Origin of the sequence: Chryseobacterium sp. AG844 (assembly GCF_003182335.1) — a bacterium.
Taxonomy (GTDB): Bacteria; Bacteroidota; Bacteroidia; order Flavobacteriales; family Weeksellaceae; genus Chryseobacterium; species Chryseobacterium cupriresistens.
Genome location: NZ_QGTV01000005.1, coordinates 12186 through 31087 on the forward strand (window position 1 = coordinate 12186; position 18902 = coordinate 31087).

Genomic DNA, 18902 nt, shown 5'->3' on the forward strand with positions numbered 1-18902 from the left:
AAAAGTTATACAATAACGGATTCACAAAAAAACTCCTTCAACATCAAAAACAGGAAAAATAAAATAAACCTATCTTTGCAGCATAGAAACAATGTTCAGGATGAAGAGAAAATCATCTCTTCAATGATTTAAAATAAGATTGGTTTTTGGAAAAAAATAGAACAGGTTCAGAATTCCTTCATATAGGAAACAGGCTTTTGGAGTGGTACAGAAATAATGCAAGAGATCTGCCTTTCAGACAGACAAAAGATCCGTACAAAATCTGGATCTGTGAAATTGTATTTCAGCAGACGAGAATCAATCAGGGATTGAATCATTATAATAATTTCATTAAACGATTTCCCGATGTAAAAACATTGGCAGAAGCTGAAGAAAACGAAGTTTTACTCTATTGGAAAGGATTGGGATATTATTCAAGAGCCATCAATATTCATAAAGCGGCCCGGCAGATCATGAACGATTATCAGGGTGTCTTTCCTCACGAATATGAAGAAATTTTAAAACTGAAAGGAGTAGGGAAATATACTGCAGCAGCTGTTTCAAGCATCTGCTTCGGGGGAAGAATGCCTGCCGTTGACGGAAATTTCTACCGTGTTCTGAGCCGTCTTTTTGCCGATGATTTTGATATTTCAAATTCAAGAGCGTTTACCTATTTTTCTGAACTGGCCGCCCTGGTAATGCCGGAAAATGTAGGAGACTTTAATCAGGCTATGATGGATATCGGCTCGGAAATCTGTAAACCCAAAAATCCGTTGTGCGGAGAATGCCCTGTAAATGAAGATTGTCTGGCATTTTCCATGCAAAAAATTTCAGATTATCCTGTAAAAACGAAAAAAGTAAAAGCAGAAGATCTTGCTTTGACTTATTATTTTGTTCACAGAAAAGGACAGTTTCTGATCCGTCAGAGAGCAGATGACTTCATATGGAAGAAATTATTTGAATTTCCCACAGCTATTCCTTCCGATATGGAACCCTTCATTACAGGTTCAAAAACAGTTACCCATAAACTGACTCATAAGAATTTAAGCATCGGAATTTGGAATGTCGAGGTTACTTCAGAAAAACAATGGAATGATTTTATCACTGAAAATCAATACCTGATTACAGACCTTGAAGGCTCTCATGAAAAATCCTTTCCGAAGCCTTTGGAAATTTACATTCAAAACGCACTGAAAGACTGAAATTTGTCTTCCGAAATCTGAAATCTAATTTGTACTTTTGCAAAATGATTAAAAAAGTCATTTTTATTTTTGTATCGCTGCTTTTAATTTCATGTGGAAAAGACCCTTCACCAAAACCTTATGGAGAACTGCGTCTTGAATATCCCGCACCGAAATACCAGAAGTTTGAAAACGATTGCGCCTATACCTTTGAGTATTCGGATTTTGCTTCCATAACGCCAGCCAAAAAACCTTGCTGGTTTTATCTGAACTATCCGAAAATGAAAGCTAAGCTTTTCGTTACTTATTATCCGATACAAAACGACTTTGCTGACCATATCAAGGAAGCTGAAAAAATGGTGTATGAGCATACCATCAAAGCCAGTTCTATAGATACAAAATCCTTCGAATACCCTGAAAAGAAAGTATACGGGAACTTCTATGAACTGAAAGGGCAGAGCGCTTCCAATCTTCAGTTTTACATTACAGACAGTACGAAACACTTCGTAACTGCTTACTTATACTTTAATACGAGACCGAAACCGGACTCCCTTGCGCCTGCAGTAAATTATATCAAAAATGATATGAAACATCTGCTGGACACTTTTGAATGGAAAAAATAATTACTTTTAATATACATTGAAAAATATATGAAACTTTTAGTTGTAGGAAGTGTTGCATTTGATGCAATTGAAACACCATTTGGTAAAACGGACAAAATTTTAGGAGGTGCAGCCACTTATATCGGGATCACTTCATCAATTTTAGGCGTTAAATCCGGAATTGTTTCTGTAGTAGGAGGAGACTTTCCACAGGAACATCTGGATATGTTCACAAACAGAGATGTAAACATTGAAGGAATTGAAATCGTGAAAGAAGGAAAAACATTCTTCTGGTCCGGAAAATACCACAACGATCTGAATACAAGAGATACTTTGGCTACAGAAGTAAACGTGTTGGAGAACTTTGATCCGAAAATCCCGGATTCAATGCAGGATGCCGAAATTTTACTACTTGGAAACCTACACCCTGGAGTTCAGTTATCTGTACTTGAAAAAATGAACAACCGTCCTAAGCTGGTTATCCTTGATACTATGAACTTCTGGATGGATTCTGCATGGGATATCTTAATGGATATGATTGCTAAAACAGATGTTATTACCATCAATGATGAAGAGGCAAGACAGCTTTCAGGAGAATATTCTTTAGTGAAAGCAGCTAAAAAGATCCACACTATGGGTCCTGAATATGTAATTATCAAAAAAGGAGAGCATGGAGCTCTACTTTTCCATGATAATAAAGTATTTGCTATCCCGGCACTTCCGTTAGAAGATGTTTTCGATCCTACAGGAGCAGGAGATACTTTCGCAGGAGGTTTCGCGGCATATCTTGCTAAGAAAGGAAAAATTGATTTCGAAACGATGAAGTCTGCTCTTATCGTAGGATCTGCAATGGCTTCATTCACCGTAGAGAAATTCGGAACAGAAAGGATAGAGGAAGTAAATGAAGCTGATATGTTCAGCAGATTGAGACAATTCAAAGAATTGACAACATTTGATGTTGAACTGCAATAAATAAGTCTTTTTAAGAAATATTTATAATAAAAAATTGAGTGAAATTCGTTAAGAATTCTAAATTTGCAACTTGTTAAAATAGTAAAATGACAAATAAACTAAAAATCACTTTTCTTCTTGGGATTTTCATCATGATATTCTCTTCAAATATTATGAATGCCCAGCTAAAACAAGGAGATCTGGTGGATGGTATTGCAGCTGTTATCGGGGATGAGATTGTATTGGAATCTGATGTAATCGAGCAGATGAATTATGGTAAACAACAGGGAGCTGCCAACACAGACAAATGTGAATTCCTGGAAAACCTTATCAGCAATAAACTTCTCGTATACGAAGCCAAAAAAGATACGTTAATTGAAAACCGTTCTGCAGCCATCAAAGAACAAGCTAATGCAAAATACCGTCAGATGCTTTCTCAGTTTCCGGATGAAAAAACAATGCTTGCAGCCTATAAGTTCAGAAACTCTTATGAACTGAAAAATGCTATTGAAAAAATAGATACAGACCAGTATTACGGACAGGCGAAATACCAGAGAGTTACTGATAAAGCAGACGTAACTCCAAATGAGGTAACTGATTTCTACAATATGTATAAAACACAGCTGCCACAGGTAAAGGATGAAGTTACTTTAGCTCAGATTATGATCTACCCGTCACTTACAGAAGCTCACAAACAAGACCTTATCAACAGACTGAAAAAAATCAAGCAGGATATTATCGGAGGGGAAACTTTCGAAAGCCAGGCAAGAATTTATTCTGAAGATGAAGGGTCAGCAGCCAACGGAGGATTATATAAAAATATCAATAAAGGGCAGATGGTGAAGCCATTCGAAGCTGCTGCATTGAACCTCCAGGAAAATGAAATCTCAGATCCTGTTGAATCTGAATTCGGATTCCACATTATTCAGTTGGTGAAAAGATCCGGTAAAGTATATGATGCAAGACACATCTTGTTGAAAGCTGTTCCTACTGATGATGAGATCAAAACTGCAAAAGCAAAATTAGACAGTATCAGAGGTCTTATTATCGATGGTAAAATGACATTCAAAGATGCCGCTTTTAAATTCTCAGATGATAAAAGAACAAAGTTCAACGCAGGGATCATTCCTGGAGCTGATGGTTCTGATAAAATTGAAAGAGAAAGTATCCCTGGAACAATCAGCTACGAATTGGCAGGTTTAAACAAAGGTGATATCACTACTGCTTTTGAAGATGAAGAGAACAAAAGAAAACAAATCAAGATCATCAAAGTGGAAGATGTGATTCCTTCTCATCAGATTACGCTGGAAACAGATTTCAGCAGAATCAAGCAGATGGCACTGAATAAAAAGAAAAGTGAAATGGTTGAAAAGTTTGTCAACTCCAAGTTGCCGACAACCTTTATTTCAATTGACGGACGTTACGACAGCTGTAACTTTAAGTCTAACTGGAAGAAACAATCCTTAACAAAATAAAATCAAAACCTTCAGAATTTCTGAAGGTTTTTTTATCATCGAACTTTGTAAAGGCGAAAATCCACGATGGAAAATATTGACAGATATTTCCCGGAAAACCATTGTTTTTAGTATTTTTACGCATGAGCAATTTTATAGATTTTAACGCTGCAAAAAAACTTCATGACATGGAGGCCACACACAATAGAATTTCACACCTTTTTACTATTAAATATCCCATTATCCAGGCTGGTATGATCTGGCATTCAGGATGGAGACTTGCTTCTGCCGTTTCCAACTGTGGAGGATTGGGAATAATCGGAGCAGGAAGTATGTATCCTGATATCCTGAGAGAAAATATCCGGAAATGTAAACTGGCAACGGATAAGCCATTCGGAGTAAATGTACCGATGTTATATCCTAATATTGAGGAAATCATTCAGATCATTCTTGAAGAAGGAGTGAAAATTGTATTTACATCAGCCGGTAACCCGAAAACCTATACGGAAACCCTTCAGAAAGAAGGAATAAAAGTAGCTCACGTCGTTTCTTCCACCAAATTCGCTGTAAAATGTGAAGATGCCGGAGTAGATGCCATTGTTGCAGAAGGTTTCGAAGCAGGAGGCCACAACGGAAGAGATGAAACCACCACATTCTGTCTTATTCCGAATGTAAAGAAACATATTTCTAAACCGTTAATCGCTGCCGGAGGAATTGCTTTAGGTTCACAAATTAAGGCTGCAATGATTCTCGGTGCAGATGGTGTACAAATCGGTTCCCGTTTTGCTGCTACCCACGAAGCTAGTGCCCATGAAAACTGGAAAAAGAAAATCACGGAACTGCAGGAAGGAGATACTCATCTTACTTTGAAAGAGCTGGCGCCTGTAAGAATGGTTAAAAATAAATTCTTCAATGAGCTGGAAGATATTTATGTGAACGGAAGAAATAAAGACGCTTTAATTGCCTCTTTAGGAAGAGCCAGAGCAAAAAAAGGAATGTTTGAAGGAGATATGGAAGAGGGAGAACTTGAAATAGGCCAGGTTTCTGCTTTAATTGATGAAATTCTTCCGGTGGAAACTGTTTTCAGCCATCTTTTAAAAGAATTTGAAGAAACGAAAATGCCGGTTTTTTAATATGATTTTATTCGATGGAAGGAAGGATAATAGATGTAAAGGGACAAAAATTATATATCGAACACAATAATCAGCTTCGGGACAGGCCTACGATTGTTTTTCTGCATGATTCATTAGGATCTGTGCAGCTTTGGAGAGATTTTCCGGCAAAACTGTCTGAAGCAGCACAGTGCAATACCCTTGCTTATGACCGTTTAGGCTATGGTAAATCATTTCCTATGCTTACTCATGAGCGGCCGGTACATTATATGGAACTGGAAGCAGATTTGTTGAATGATGTACTGATTGAAATGGATATTGATAACGCGATTCTCTTTGGGCACAGTGATGGGGGAACAATTGCTTTGATCACCGCTGCAAAATATCCCGAAAGAATAAAAGCCGTTATTTGTGAAGCTGGTCATATTTTTGTAGAAGAAACAACTTTAAAAGGAGTTTACGACGCATGGGAAGCTTACAAAACGACCAATCTTCCGGAACGTTTACAGAAATATCATGGTGATAAAGTAGAAATGCTTTTCAGAGCCTGGACAGAAACCTGGACACGGGATGATTACAGAACCTGGAATATAGAGTATTTCCTGAAAGATATTACAGCGCCGTTGTTATTTATTCAGGGAGAGGCTGATGAATACGGGACACTGGATCAGGTAGAAAAAACAGTTACTCAGGTCAGTGGAAGTTCGGAAAAATATATCATTCCCGATATAGGCCATACACCGCATAAAGAAGTACCTGAGCTTGTATTGGAGAAAGCGGCCGGATTTATCAGCAAATATTTCTAATATACAATATCAACAAGGCACCTGTTAACGGGTGTCTTTGTTTTGTTAAATAAACAGATTGATCTATTTTTATTTCAATAACTGAAGTTCAGCCGCAATATTTTCCTTTGCCCGGGCTTCATATTTTTCCTTAAAATATTCTGTTTTAAAGATACTTTTAAGTTCAAGGAAATGTTTGAGCACTTTTTTTCGTCCCGGTTTATACAGAAAATCAGGGTAAATGGAATACTCTTTTCTTATATTCTGAGTGTATTCCAGATAGTTTTCTAAATCCTTTCCCAATACAGAAAGATCAGCATCCAGCAGATAATTGGTGTCTTCATCATCACAACGTTGATGTGATTTTGTTGCCAGAATCTGCGCAGAAATGAGTGAAATTCTGTCTTTGTTCAAATGAAGTTCTCCAAGCCTTTTTTCTGCTTTGGCCGCACTTTTCTCCTCATTAGACTTAGAAGAAGCATCGTAGATAACGTCATGGTAAAACACGGAGAAAGAAATGGCTGTAAAATCTGAAATATCGCTTTTCACAGCTTCAAGTTCACTGAACATATTTTCAAGATGAAGAAGATTGTGGTAGTGTCTGCCTTTTTCAGAATATCTGGTTTCAAGTTCGTTCCACAGGCTGTCGATCAGCTGTTTGTTTTCGGTGAAAGAAGAACAAAGCGTTTCAAAATAATTTTTCAGATTCATAGAAATAAGATATAAAAAAAGGAACTTTTAAAAAGTTCCCTGATTTGCTTCCAGAACAGCCTTCAGCTCGGCCCAGCCTCCGCCGTTGTAACCGTCCTTTAATCCTTGAGCGTTAAGATAATCCAATGCTTTTCCGCTTCTGTTTCCACTTCTGCAGAATAAGATAACAGGCTTTTCAATAGATAGGATTTCATCCTGTCTGTCTTCTACTTCACCTAAAGGAATATTCTTGGCACCATCTATATTACCGTCCATTTCAAGCTCCATTGGCTCACGAACGTCGATTAATTCATAGTTTCCTGATTGTATTACTTCTATTAAAGACATAGTTGTTGGTTTAAACATTAAATTAGAAACGAAATTACGTATTTTTTTTTTGAAAAAAATCCTAATTAAAACATAATTTTTTCAGAAAAGAACCATCAGTGGGATGTACTTTGGCAGAAATCTGAAGATTGATAAAATAATCTTAATTTTGCAGTGTGAAATTAATGAATGCAGACGCTGAAAAATATTCCCAACTCATAAAATCCAGGGCAAAAAGTTTTGGATTCCAGAGTTGTGGCATTTCCAAAGCTGATTTTCTGGAGGAAGAAGCTCCCCATCTTGAAAAATGGCTGAAGAATAATTATAACGGCGAAATGAAGTATATGGAAAATCATTTCGATAAAAGACTTGATCCGAGACTTTTGGTAGAAGGTTCAAAATCTGTAATTTCACTTTCTTACAATTACTTTCCTGAAGAAAAAATTTCTACGCTGGAGAACTTTAAAATCTCAAAATATGCTTATGCAGAAGACTATCATGAAGTAATCAAAGAAATACTCCGTGAAATGGTTGCAGAGCTGCAGGAAGAAATAGGGGAATTTGGATTTCGTGTCTTTGTAGATTCTGCGCCGGTTCTGGAAAGAGCCTGGGCGAAAAAGTCAGGAATAGGCTGGGTAGGGAAAAATGCCAACCTTATTACCAAACAAAGCGGTTCTTTTTATTTTCTGGCCGAAATCATCTGCGATCTGGAGCTGATCCCTGACCATGCCACTACAGATCATTGCGGAAGCTGCAGAAAATGTATCGATGCGTGTCCCACAGATGCCATTGTTTCTGAAAAGATTATAGATGGAAGCCGATGCATTTCTTATGCAACCATAGAACTCAAAAATGAAATTCCGGATTATTTTAAGGATAAAATGGAAGACTGGATGTTTGGCTGCGATATCTGTCAGGATGTCTGCCCCTGGAACAGATTCTCTGCGCCCAATAAACAGAGCCGTTTCCAGCCCAATGAAGCCTTGAAAAACTTTAAGAAAGGAGAGTGGAAAGAACTTACCCAGGAAATTTTCTCGGAAATCTTCAGAAAATCTCCCGTAAAACGAACCAAGTTTGCTGGTCTCAAGAGAAATATTGAGTTTTTACAGAAGACTTCCGACTGATTTTTCTCTGAACTTTCGGTGACAATTCCTCTTTTGGAATTTTTTGAAGTTCCAAACCAGAGCTGATAATTGACCATTCCTTAAATTTTTCGCTTTAAGGAGGTGAAGATTTATATCAATAAGTTTCTTAAAAAGCCTTTCCTATAAAGAAAAATTGATTTTCAGGAGATCAGAATCTCACCGAAAATCAACGTCTTTTTTGTATTCTTTTAGGAGCAGTTTTTACTCTTATTTTAAATCTTTTTTGGGATTTAGTATTTTTACGCATATTTATGAATATTTCGTAACTAAATATAGCCATTTTTTCGATTAAAACAAATACTTTTACTAAAAATTAAAGATTAAATTTTGTTAAAAAACATGACTGTGAAAACGATATTAATGTATATCCTGAAAGTGCTAGGAATTATTTTAGGAATTGTGATTATTTACGTAATCCTTGGGCTGCTGATTCCCTATATTCCCGTTTCTGCAAAAGATGACGGACAGAAGAAAGAAATCCCAATCTATATTTACACCAATGGAGTGCATACCGATATCGTAATGCCTGTAAAAAATGACCTTCAGGACTGGAGCCGGAAAATTCCTTTTGCCAATACAAAATCAAAAAAAACAGATTATCAGTATATAGGAATAGGATGGGGAGACAAAGGGTTTTATCTTGATACTCCTACCTGGGCAGATCTGAAATTTTCAACAGCCATAAAAGCTGCATTCTGGCTAAGTGATTCCGCAATGCACTGTACCTATTATAATACGATGAAAGAAGGCGACGACTGTAAAATGATCATGATCAGCAGAAATCAATACCAGAATCTGGTAAAATTTGTAGAAGATAAATTTGACAGAGACCAGAACGGAAACTTCATGTTGATTCCAACAGATGCCGTATACGGTGATAATGATGCCTTTTATGATGCAAAAGGAACGTACAGCTTTCTTTATACCTGCAATACCTGGAGCAATAACGCTTTAAAAGCTGCAGGACAAAAAGCCGCACTTTGGACCCCCTCAGATTTTGGAATTTTTCAACACTATAAATAATACATGAAGAGGATTTATCTGTTGTTCATTATCTTTTTGGTGGGTTCATGTTCCCAGGAAAGGAACAGCAATACAATAATAACCAATAGACCTCTGGCGGCAGAAAAGAAGCCTGAAGCCGATCTTTCCAAAATAAAAAGTAAAGCGGAAGAAGCATTGGAATTCTGTGATTCAAAGAACCTCAGCAAAGACTTCTGCATTCTTATTGATATGAGCCTTCATTCCGGTGTTAACCGTTTTTTTATCTGGGATTTTAAAAATAATAAAATATCAAAGAAATATCTGGTAGGACATGGCTGCGGTTCCAATTCATGGAGTAAAGATAATTCTAAAGCCAATCCGGGTTTTAGCAATGAAGATGGAAGCCACCTTTCATCTTTAGGAAAGTATAAATTGGAAGGAAGAGGCTACAGCGATTGGGGAATCAATATAAAATACCTTATGCACGGCCTTGAAGAAACCAACAGCAATGCTTTAAAAAGATATATTGTCTTTCATTCCTGGGATCTTATGAGCGATGAGGAAGTGTTTCCTGACGGATCTCCCGAAGGATGGGGCTGCCCGACTGTTTCCAATAACGCCATGAAAGAAATTGATCCGATGATTCAGAAATCGGGAAAACCTGTACTGATGTGGATCTATAATTAAATCTTTACCTTTGTTTCATAACAATCGTGTTAACTGATTCCACCTTATGAAACATACCCTTTTCCGCGAACAACAGCTCAATTGTGATATAGAAACGGCATGGAAATTCTTTTCCTCAGCCAACAATCTTTCAGAAATCACCCCGAAGGATATGGGCTTTATTGTATTAACGGAAATGGAAAACGATGAAATCTATAAAGGGATGCTCATCGATTATTACGTTTCTCCGTTATTCGGTATTAAAATGAAGTGGCAGACTGAGATTACCCATGTAGACTTCCGGAAAAGCTTTATTGATTTTCAGAAAAAAGGACCGTACAAATTATGGAACCATCATCATGAATTTATTCCCAATGCCGAAGGGGTTCTGATGAGAGACACCATAGATTATGAACTTCCCATGGGATTTTTAGGTGAAATTGCCCACGGTCTTTTCGTGAAAAAGAAACTGGAATACATCTTTGATTATCGTTTCAGAGTATTGAGTAAACTGTTCTAAGTATTCAATAGGAACGGGCTTTAGCCCGTTAAAAATAAGCCAAAATTCATCTGGCCAAAACCTAATCCCGTTTTTCATTCAGAATTTTAAAAGTTGGATTCCTACGCAATAACAGACTGCATGAATAGACTTTGCGTTGTATTGTCATTACGTATGAATATAAATACGAATGAGCAGAATTATTCACTAATTGTTTAAGTTTTTTTAACAATTCCATGGCCGGATTTTCCAGTAGAAATCCCTATTTTTGCACAACTATCGTTTTTACTGAAAAACTAAAGTATTCTGATTGACATGGCAGGTCTGAGGTCATTTTTCTTATTTTATATCATACTGGTTTTTTCCCTTTTCAATTCGAATTGGGCGGAAAAATCATTGAGAAATATCCCTCATGTTCCTCCTGTAACCAACATTCATGTTCTGGATGTTTACGAGGAAGCAGATATGAATACGCATGCGCTGCCTGCTGCTTCAAAAATTGTAAAACATTCAGTTAAAAAAAATGATTCTGCCATTGCAGATTTTTCAGGAATATTAAAAGTTATTCCAAAAGTTTCCCTTCCTGAGATTGCGGTTTCCACGATTTGTGGCGTTAAATCCTTTCTCCATCTCCTCCAGCTGTATTAGGTTTAAGTTTCTGAATGCCAAATCATTTTAACGGAAATCTTATAACTTAAACATTTAAAAATGTATTTTAAAACTGTAATAATTTGCATTCTTGCAACATTATTCGCTGTGTCATGCAGTAAAGACAAGAAAAAAAACAATCAAAAAGATAAAGAAGTTCCTGTACTGGAAATCAAGGAAAAAGATACATTGGTGAGCAACCAGTTTGTCACCGATATCCAGGCTAAAAAAAATGTTGAAATGCGTTCCAGAATCGGAGGTATTATCCAGCATATCTATGTCAACGAGGGACAGTTTGTTCAGCAGGGACAGGCTTTATTTAAAATCAATGATGCTGAGCTGCAAATGGAACTTCTGAAAGCCAATGCAGCATTAAAACAGACTGAAGCAGACGTTCGTATTGCAGAAGTAGAGCTGAAGCAGATTCAGAGTCTTCATGCCAAGAAATTTGTCGCCAATAACGAGCTGGAAATGGTAAAGGCAAAACTGTCTTCAGCAAAGGCAAAACATGCCTTTGCCGATGCAGAAAAAAGAACCGTTCTTCAGAAAATAAGCTTTACAAGAATTACAGCACCTTTTGATGGAGTGATTGACGTTATTCCTCATAAAGACGGAAGTTTAGTGGAAAACGGAACTTTATTAACCACACTTTCACAACTGAACGAAGTGTACGCTTATTTCTCCATTCCTGAAAACTTATACTTTGAACTTTTAGCTAACGATAAAATTGGAAATCATCAAAAAATTGAATTGACGCTGCCTAATGGAGTCAATTACCAGTTCAACGGAGCTTTGAAAACAGCCGAAGGGGAAATCGACAGAACTACAGGTTCTATTCGATATAAAGTGCTTTTCCCGAATCCGGACCGTTTGATCAAACACGGTACTTCCGGGAAGCTTATCATTTCCGAACAGCAGGATAATGCGATCCTTATTCCACAGAAATCGACCTTCTCCATTCAGGATAAGACCTATGTTTTTGTTGTGGATAAACAGAATAAAGTGAAAATGACCAATATTAAGATCGGAACTACCCTGAGAGATTCTTATATGGTGGAAAGTGGTCTTAAAAAAGGAGATTTAATCATTTATGAAGGAACTCAGTCTTTAAAAGATGGAGATATCATCAAAATCAAAAAGAAGTATTAACCTTTCATAATCTTTAAATCAATCGACTATGGTAGAAATGTTTATAAGACGAAAGGTTCTTTCGTTGGTTATTTCCATATTATTTGTATTGCTGGGAATTATGGCATTGCTGAAAATGCCCATCACCCAGTTTCCCGACATTGTACCGCCTTCAGTAACCGTTACAGCAAAATATACAGGAGCGAATGCTGAAGTGTCTGCCAATGCGGTGGCTCTTCCTCTGGAGCGTGCCATCAACGGAGTTCCGGGGATGACGTATATGTCTACGGTAACCTCCAATGACGGTCTTACCCTTATTCAGGTGTTCTTTGAAGTAGGAACAGATCCTGATGTGGCAGCAGTAAACGTTCAGAACAGGGTAACCACTATTCTTGATGAACTTCCTGAAGAGGTAATCAGAGCCGGGGTAACTACTGAAAAAGAGGTGAACAGTATGCTGATGTACCTTAATATCACAAGTACAGATCCGAGCCAGGATGAACAGTTCATTTATAACTTTACGGATATCAACGTCCTTCAGGAATTGAAACGTATTGATGGAGTAGGACGTGCTGAAATTATGGGACAGAAAGAATATTCGATGAGAGTATGGCTGGATCCTCAGAAAATGGCAGCGTACAATATTTCTGCAGATGAGGTAATCACTTCCCTGCAAAAACAGAATATTTCAGCTGCACCTGGAAAAGTAGGGGAAACCTCTGGTAAAACCTCAAGCCAGCTTCAGTATGTTATAAAATACAAAGGAAAGTTTTTTGAGCCTAAACAATATGAAGAAGTTCCCATCAGATCTGATGTGGACGGAACCATTTTAAAGCTTAAAGATATTGCTAAAGTGGAGTTTGGAGCCATGAACTACGGAATGGTTTCCAAAACAGACGGAAGACCTTCTGCATCCATTATGATGAAGCAGCGCCCGGGTTCCAACGCATCTGAAGTGATTGAAAGTGTAAAGGCAAAAATGGAAGAATTAAAAGTCACTTCTTTTCCGCCGGGAATGGAATATAACATGGCTTATGATGTTTCCCGATTTCTTGATGCTTCCATCAGTGCAGTGTTAACAACCCTTATTGAAGCCTTTATTCTGGTAGGAATTGTAGTATTTATTTTCCTTCAGGACTGGCGTTCAACATTAATTCCTGTACTGGCTGTTCCGGTAGCATTGGTAGGAACTTTTGCATTTATGAATATGCTGGATTTTTCTGTCAACCTTTTAACCCTTTTTGCGTTGGTTCTGGCCATCGGAATTGTCGTCGATAATGCCATTGTCGTCGTTGAAGCCGTCCACGTGAAAATGGAAGAAGGAATGAATGCGATGGATGCCACCATCAGTGCTACCAAAGAAATTGCAGGAGCGGTAGTAGCGATTACGATCGTAATGTCTGCCGTATTTATTCCCGTGGCATTCCTGGATGGTCCTGTAGGAGTATTTTACCGTCAGTTTTCATTAACGCTGGCCATCAGTATCGTGATTTCTGGGGTGAATGCATTGACACTTACTCCGGCACTTTGTGCTATTATTTTAAAACCTCATGACCACAATAAGAAGAAAACGATCATCGACAGGGCTTTCCAGAGCTTCAATACCGGTTTTGAAAGACTGACGAATGGTTATGTAGGTATTTTATCAAAATTTGCCACAAGAACTACGGTAACTTTCGGACTGCTGTTTTTATTTATCGGACTTACTTTTGTGACCAGCAAATTCCTGCCGACAGGATTTATCCCAATGGAAGACCAGGGAATGGTATATGTAAGTGTTACCACTCCGCAGGGCGCTACAGTGGAAAGAACAGAAAAAGTACTCGATGAAGTAACAGTTATTGCCAAGAAAATTAAAGGAGTAGAAAACGTGACCACGCTTGCAGGGTACAGTATCGTAACTGAAATTGCAGGCTCTTCTTACGGAATGGCAATGATCAACCTGAAAGACTGGAAAGAAAGAAGTATTTCAGTAAATGATCTCATTGCAGAACTTTCTGATAAAACAAAAGGTATTGCAGATGCCCAGATTGAGATCTTTGCGCCGCCAACCGTTCCCGGATTCGGGAATACCAGTGGTTTTGAATTACGTTTGCTGGACAGAACCGGAGGAACGATTGAAAATACAGATAAGATCACCAAGGATTTTGTTAAAAAACTCAATGAAGCGCCCGAACTGCAGAACAGTTTTACCAGTTTTGATGCTACTTTCCCACAGTACATGATCAATGTGGATTATGATATGGCAGCGAAGAAAGGAGTTTCGGTAGACAATGCGATGTCTACGCTGCAGACGATGCTGGGATCTTACTACGCTACGAACTTTATCCGTTTCAGCCAGATGTATAAAGTGATGGTGCAGGCGAGTCCGGAACACAGGGATACACCTGAAAGTATTCTGAATTTATATTTAAAAAATGATAAAGGCGAGATGGTTCCTTTTTCCACTTTCATTACTATCGAAAGAGTATATGGTCCTGAAGTGCTTACAAGGTACAACATGTATATGTCGGCCATGATCAATGGAGAACCCGCAGACGGTTACAGCTCCGGGGATGCCATTGCTGCTGTGGAACGTGTAGCCAAAGAATCTTTGCCAAGAGGATTCGATATTGAATGGTCAGGAATGACAAGAGAAGAAATCCTATCAGGAAACCAGACCGTTTATATCTTCGCGATCTGTCTTTTATTCGTGTACCTTTTATTAGCGGCACAGTATGAAAGTTTCCTTCTTCCAATGCCGGTATTATTAAGCCTTCCGACAGGTATTTTCGGTTCCTATATCGCTTTGGTAATAATGGGCCTTGATAATAATATTTACGCCCAGGTGGCATTGGTCATGCTGATCGGACTTCTGGCCAAAAATGCCATTCTGATTGTAGAATTTGCCGTGGCAAGAAATAAACAGGGATTTGATATCATTCCTGCAGCTATTGAAGGGGCAAGACAGCGTCTGAGACCGATTCTGATGACCTCTTTTGCATTCGTAGCAGGGCTTATTCCTTTGTGTATTGCATCAGGAGCCGGAGCCATTGGTAACCGTTCCATTGGTACGGCAGCAGCAGGAGGAATGCTGATTGGAACCATCTTCGGACTGGTGGTGATTCCGGGACTGTATATATTCTTTGCAAAACTTGAAAATAAGAAGAAAAATGAAAAGATTAAATCATAGAAATATATTGTACGGAATAGCATCACTGAGCCTTGTTTCGTGTGCTGTTCCCAAAGTAATGGAGCTGAAAAAGGCTCAGCAATTACCAGAAGAGATTATTAAAGCAGATCAAAATAAAAACCCTGATGAGTTCCGGCAGATCAACCTGAAAGCTTACTTTACGGATCCGCAGCTGCTTGAGCTTTTTGATAAAGTAGTTCAGGCAAATCCGGACTTCCAGATTGCCCGGCAAAGAGTGGAAATTGCCAACAGCTTCCTTCAGAGATCAAAGATGGATCTGCTGCCATCCCTTGAAGTGGGAGCAGAGGTTTCTGGTAATCATTATGGAAAATATACAATGGAAGGTGTGGGAAATTATGATACCAATCTTTCGCCTAATATTACGGAAGACCAGAAAATTAACAGGGATTTTACTCCTAATTACTGGCTGGGAGCAAGAAGCAGCTGGGAAATTGATGCCTGGGGAAAGCTGAAAAATAAGAAGATTGCTGCGCAGAAGAAATATCTCGCTTCAACGGAAGGATTAAGATTATTGCAGGTAGAGCTTTTCACCGATATTGCGAATCTCTATTATCAGCTGGTTGCTTTAGATAACCGTCTTGCGATTTATCAGAAAAACTATAAACTTCAGCAAAGAGCCTTTGAAATTGTTCTGGCCCAGCGTGAAGTGGGAAAAGCTACGGAATTGGCAGTTCAGCAGTTTAAAGCCCAGAATAACAACTGGCTGGCAGAGATTGAACACATCAAAGTGGAAATCGTTACAGTAGAGCAGGCGATTACAACATTAACGGGAAGCTATGGCGGAGAGGTGAAGCGTGGTAAAATACTGATGCCTACCAATATGGAAGTATTAAATAAAACCATTAATGTAGAAAATGTGATCCATTCCAGACCGGATGTAGCTGCCAATTATTATGTTTTAGAAGCTTCTCAGGCTGATGCAAAGGCTGCAAGAGCTGCTTTTTATCCCAAGATTGATCTGGGGGCCGGTTTCGGACTGAATTCTTTTTCCGTTGAAACCCTGTTTAAACCAAGTTCACTGGCCGGACAATTGTTGGGAGGATTAATGGTTCCTGTTTTCAATAAAGGGCAGCTGAAATATGAATTTAAGGTAGCGAGCAAAGAGCAGGAAATTGCCTTTTTAAACTATCAGAAAAGTATCACAACAGCTTTTAATGAACTTCAGTCGATTCTGAAACAAACCAAAATCTATGAACGTGTTCTGAAACTGAAATCAGAAGAAGTAGGCTTTCTCGACCGTGGTGTTGAGGTTTCCAATGATCTGTACCTTACAGGATACGCCAACTATTTTGAACTGATCAATTCACAGAAGAGCAAATTAACTGCTGAACTGGATTTACTGCAGTTCCAGCATCAGAATACCAGAAATAACGTCCTGCTGTTTAAAGCACTGGGAGGGAAACTGAATTAATTTTTACTTTTTTTACGATGAAGGAAGCTGTCTTTTCAGGCAGCTTCTTTTATAATGTAATCAAAGGTTACGGATTCCCGTAATGATCATTGAAATAATTCCGGCATATTGCGTTACAATCTAACTTTTTATAAGTTAAGTTAACTTTTTTTATATGTCCCTAAAAAAAGAGACTGTCCTAACGGGCAGTCTCTTTGTGTATGGTTTAAAATGAATCTGTTGTCAGAACAAAATCACTTTTAGTACATATTATTTAACAAGCTGAATTTCAACAGCAGAAAATCCTTTAGGAGATTTCTCTTTTTCGAAAGATACTTTGTTTCCTTTTTTCACCGGCTCTGCACAGTTGTTATTGTGGAAGAAGATGTTTTCTTTGGAATTATCTTCCGTAATGAAACCATATCCTTTTTCGCTCAGGAAAGTAACAATTCCTGTTTTTCTTGGATCTTCTTCAATAATAGGTGCTGCACCCAACTGAATATCATCAAGATTTACTTCCTGTCTTTGTTCAGGGGGAGTAGATGTTAATCTTCCGAATTCATCCACGTACATGAATACATCCTCCATGTCCTTCCCTTTGTTGTTGTTCGTTTTACGTTCTTCGCGTCTTAGCGCCTTTTCTTTTTGCTTTTGAATTTTTTTCTTGAAATTTTCCTTTTTAGAAAAAGAATCTGCCATAAATTATTTTTAGTATTTAGTTTCTATAAATTAATTGGTTCAATCTGGTCTGCATCAGACCTATAAAGCCTGCCGATGTTTCCTGTCTTGGATATTTCCAATCATACAGAGCTTTAAAATTCCGACAAGTATTGTTCTTTAATAGAAGAATAAAAGTTAAAAAGATGGCTGCTCAAAAGGCAAAGACTGAATAAAAAATATTCGGGTCGTTACAGAAAACAAAGTAATGACTTGGTTTATTAATATGCAAATATACAACAATAAAATGAATAATCAGGTTTTAAATGATTGATTATCAGAAATGGTTTTAATTGATGCTTGTGTTCTGTATGCAGCAGTACATAAAATTGTAATAATAGTATAAAAAAATCCTCAGAAGTCTGAGGATTATAAAAAAATATATTAAAAATGAAGTGGTGGTGCGTGATACGGGAGGAAGGTATCAAATGTTATGCCTAAAATGGAGGCTGGTTTGGGAATTATATAGGAGTGTTTAACTGAAATGACGTGTTCCGAAGTGTATCTGGTTGGTAAATAGCATTCTATTAAAAACTATTGTTTACATAAAATAATAAACATTTTTTATTCGGTTTAAATGAATAAATAAAAATTCCCGAAAATTTCACCATGTTGAGGCCATTTTTATTATTGACCTTTGTTTTATTAACATTTAAATATAAAAACATGTCAACACAAAATGTACAGGGAAAAGTGGTTTTAATTGCCGGAGGAGGTAAAAACTTAGGAGGATTATTAAGCAGAGATTTTGCCTCAAAAGGAGCAAAGCTGGCTATCCATTACAACAGCGAAAGCTCAAGAGCTGAAAGTGAAAAAACATTGGCTGAGGTACAGGCATTAGGAGCGGAAGCATTCTTATTTCAGGGAGACCTTACCAAAGTAGATAATATCACGAAGTTTTTCGATGAAACTATTTCCCGTTTCGGAGGAGTGGATATTGCCATCAATACTGTTGGGATGGTATTGAAAAAGCCATTTTCCGAAACGACGGAAGCTGAATATGACACCATGTTCAATGTCAATTCAAAATCTGCGTATTTCTTTTTACAGGAAGCGGGTAAAAAACTAAACGATCACGGAAAAATCTGTACGATTGTTACTTCATTGCTGGCAGCGTACACCGGATTGTATTCTACATATGCAGGAGCAAAAGCACCGGTAGAGCATTTTACAAGAGCGGCTTCCAAAGAATTTGGGGCAAGAGGCATCTCTGTAACGGCAGTAGCGCCTGGTCCGATGGATACTCCTTTCTTCTACGGGCAGGAAACTGACGATGCGGTCGCTTATCATAAGTCTGCATCCGCATTGGGTGGGCTTACAGATATTAAAGATATTGCTCCGCTGGTAGAATTCCTGGTAACAGAAGGCTGGTGGATTACCGGGCAGACGATATTTGCCAACGGCGGATACACAACAAGATAGTATTTGTAAATCCATTAAAAAAGAGAAAC

General features: G+C 38.0%; 18 protein-coding genes. 15 read left to right on the forward strand and 3 right to left on the reverse strand.

Annotation, left to right across the window (positions count from 1 at the left end; all coding sequences use genetic code 11):
- The first annotated feature begins 146 nt into the window (after nucleotides 1-146).
- The 6 genes from mutY (at nucleotide 147) to DEU40_RS06930 (ending at nucleotide 6085) form a co-directional block, all read left to right on the forward strand.
- A complete protein-coding gene (gene mutY / locus DEU40_RS06905) occupies nucleotides 147-1181 on the forward strand; it encodes an A/G-specific adenine glycosylase (RefSeq protein ID WP_110009161.1) in 1035 nt (344 codons plus the stop codon).
- A 44-nt stretch (nucleotides 1182-1225) separates the two neighbouring features.
- Nucleotides 1226-1783, forward strand: a complete 558-nt coding sequence (gldD, locus tag DEU40_RS06910) for a gliding motility lipoprotein GldD (RefSeq protein WP_110009162.1) — start codon at nucleotides 1226-1228, stop codon at nucleotides 1781-1783.
- 27 nt (nucleotides 1784-1810) lie between these two features.
- Nucleotides 1811-2734 carry a PfkB family carbohydrate kinase gene (locus DEU40_RS06915; protein ID WP_110009163.1) on the forward strand — a complete coding sequence of 308 codons (924 nt, stop codon included), beginning with the start codon at nucleotides 1811-1813 and terminating at the stop codon, nucleotides 2732-2734.
- Between the two features lie 86 nt (nucleotides 2735-2820).
- Nucleotides 2821-4188, forward strand: coding sequence for a peptidylprolyl isomerase (locus DEU40_RS06920; RefSeq protein WP_110009164.1), 1368 nt, complete (start codon nucleotides 2821-2823; stop codon nucleotides 4186-4188).
- 167 nt (nucleotides 4189-4355) lie between these two features.
- A complete protein-coding gene (locus DEU40_RS06925; protein WP_110009319.1) occupies nucleotides 4356-5300 on the forward strand; it encodes an NAD(P)H-dependent flavin oxidoreductase in 945 nt (314 codons plus the stop codon).
- Between the two features lie 14 nt (nucleotides 5301-5314).
- Complete coding sequence (locus DEU40_RS06930; protein WP_110009165.1) at nucleotides 5315-6085, forward strand: alpha/beta fold hydrolase; 771 nt, start codon at nucleotides 5315-5317, stop codon at nucleotides 6083-6085.
- A gap of 69 nt (nucleotides 6086-6154) precedes the next feature.
- Here the strand turns inward: DEU40_RS06930 and DEU40_RS06935 are convergent, their stop codons facing one another.
- On the reverse strand, nucleotides 6155-6775 hold the full coding sequence (locus DEU40_RS06935) for a hypothetical protein (protein WP_110009166.1): 621 nt from the start codon (nucleotides 6773-6775) through the stop codon (nucleotides 6155-6157).
- A 27-nt stretch (nucleotides 6776-6802) separates the two neighbouring features.
- Nucleotides 6803-7102, reverse strand: coding sequence for a rhodanese-like domain-containing protein (locus DEU40_RS06940; protein ID WP_047377132.1), 300 nt, complete (start codon nucleotides 7100-7102; stop codon nucleotides 6803-6805).
- A gap of 164 nt (nucleotides 7103-7266) precedes the next feature.
- Here DEU40_RS06940 and queG point away from each other — a divergent pair, with 164 nt between their 5' ends.
- The 8 genes from queG to DEU40_RS06980 all read left to right on the forward strand — a co-directional run bounded on the left by queG (nucleotide 7267) and on the right by DEU40_RS06980 (nucleotide 16755).
- Nucleotides 7267-8205, forward strand: a complete 939-nt coding sequence (gene queG, locus DEU40_RS06945; RefSeq protein WP_110009167.1) for a tRNA epoxyqueuosine(34) reductase QueG — start codon at nucleotides 7267-7269, stop codon at nucleotides 8203-8205.
- A 360-nt stretch (nucleotides 8206-8565) separates the two neighbouring features.
- Complete coding sequence (locus DEU40_RS06950) at nucleotides 8566-9249, forward strand: TIGR02117 family protein (protein WP_110009168.1); 684 nt, start codon at nucleotides 8566-8568, stop codon at nucleotides 9247-9249.
- Nucleotides 9250-9252: 3 nt separating this feature from the next.
- Entirely contained in the window at nucleotides 9253-9897 is a 645-nt protein-coding gene (locus tag DEU40_RS06955; protein ID WP_110009169.1) for a murein L,D-transpeptidase catalytic domain-containing protein, read from the forward strand.
- A gap of 46 nt (nucleotides 9898-9943) precedes the next feature.
- Nucleotides 9944-10396 (forward strand): SRPBCC family protein, encoded by a 453-nt coding sequence (locus DEU40_RS06960; RefSeq protein ID WP_110009170.1) that lies wholly within the window; start codon nucleotides 9944-9946, stop codon nucleotides 10394-10396.
- A 375-nt stretch (nucleotides 10397-10771) separates the two neighbouring features.
- Complete coding sequence (locus tag DEU40_RS06965; protein ID WP_146207833.1) at nucleotides 10772-11023, forward strand: hypothetical protein; 252 nt, start codon at nucleotides 10772-10774, stop codon at nucleotides 11021-11023.
- A gap of 60 nt (nucleotides 11024-11083) precedes the next feature.
- On the forward strand, nucleotides 11084-12172 hold the full coding sequence (locus tag DEU40_RS06970; protein WP_110009172.1) for an efflux RND transporter periplasmic adaptor subunit: 1089 nt from the start codon (nucleotides 11084-11086) through the stop codon (nucleotides 12170-12172).
- A 28-nt stretch (nucleotides 12173-12200) separates the two neighbouring features.
- Entirely contained in the window at nucleotides 12201-15323 is a 3123-nt protein-coding gene (locus tag DEU40_RS06975) for an efflux RND transporter permease subunit (protein WP_110009173.1), read from the forward strand.
- Nucleotides 15304-16755 carry a TolC family protein gene (locus DEU40_RS06980; protein WP_110009174.1) on the forward strand — a complete coding sequence of 484 codons (1452 nt, stop codon included), beginning with the start codon at nucleotides 15304-15306 and terminating at the stop codon, nucleotides 16753-16755. Before DEU40_RS06975 ends, DEU40_RS06980 begins: the two co-directional genes overlap by 20 nt.
- A gap of 249 nt (nucleotides 16756-17004) precedes the next feature.
- Here DEU40_RS06980 and DEU40_RS06985 read toward each other — a convergent pair whose 3' ends face one another.
- On the reverse strand, nucleotides 17005-17433 hold the full coding sequence (locus DEU40_RS06985) for a cold shock domain-containing protein (protein ID WP_002981005.1): 429 nt from the start codon (nucleotides 17431-17433) through the stop codon (nucleotides 17005-17007).
- A 684-nt stretch (nucleotides 17434-18117) separates the two neighbouring features.
- On the opposite strand from DEU40_RS06985, the gene DEU40_RS06990 reads away from it, so the two are divergent.
- Nucleotides 18118-18873, forward strand: a complete 756-nt coding sequence (locus DEU40_RS06990; RefSeq protein ID WP_110009175.1) for an SDR family oxidoreductase — start codon at nucleotides 18118-18120, stop codon at nucleotides 18871-18873.
- Nucleotides 18874-18902 lie beyond the last annotated feature (29 nt).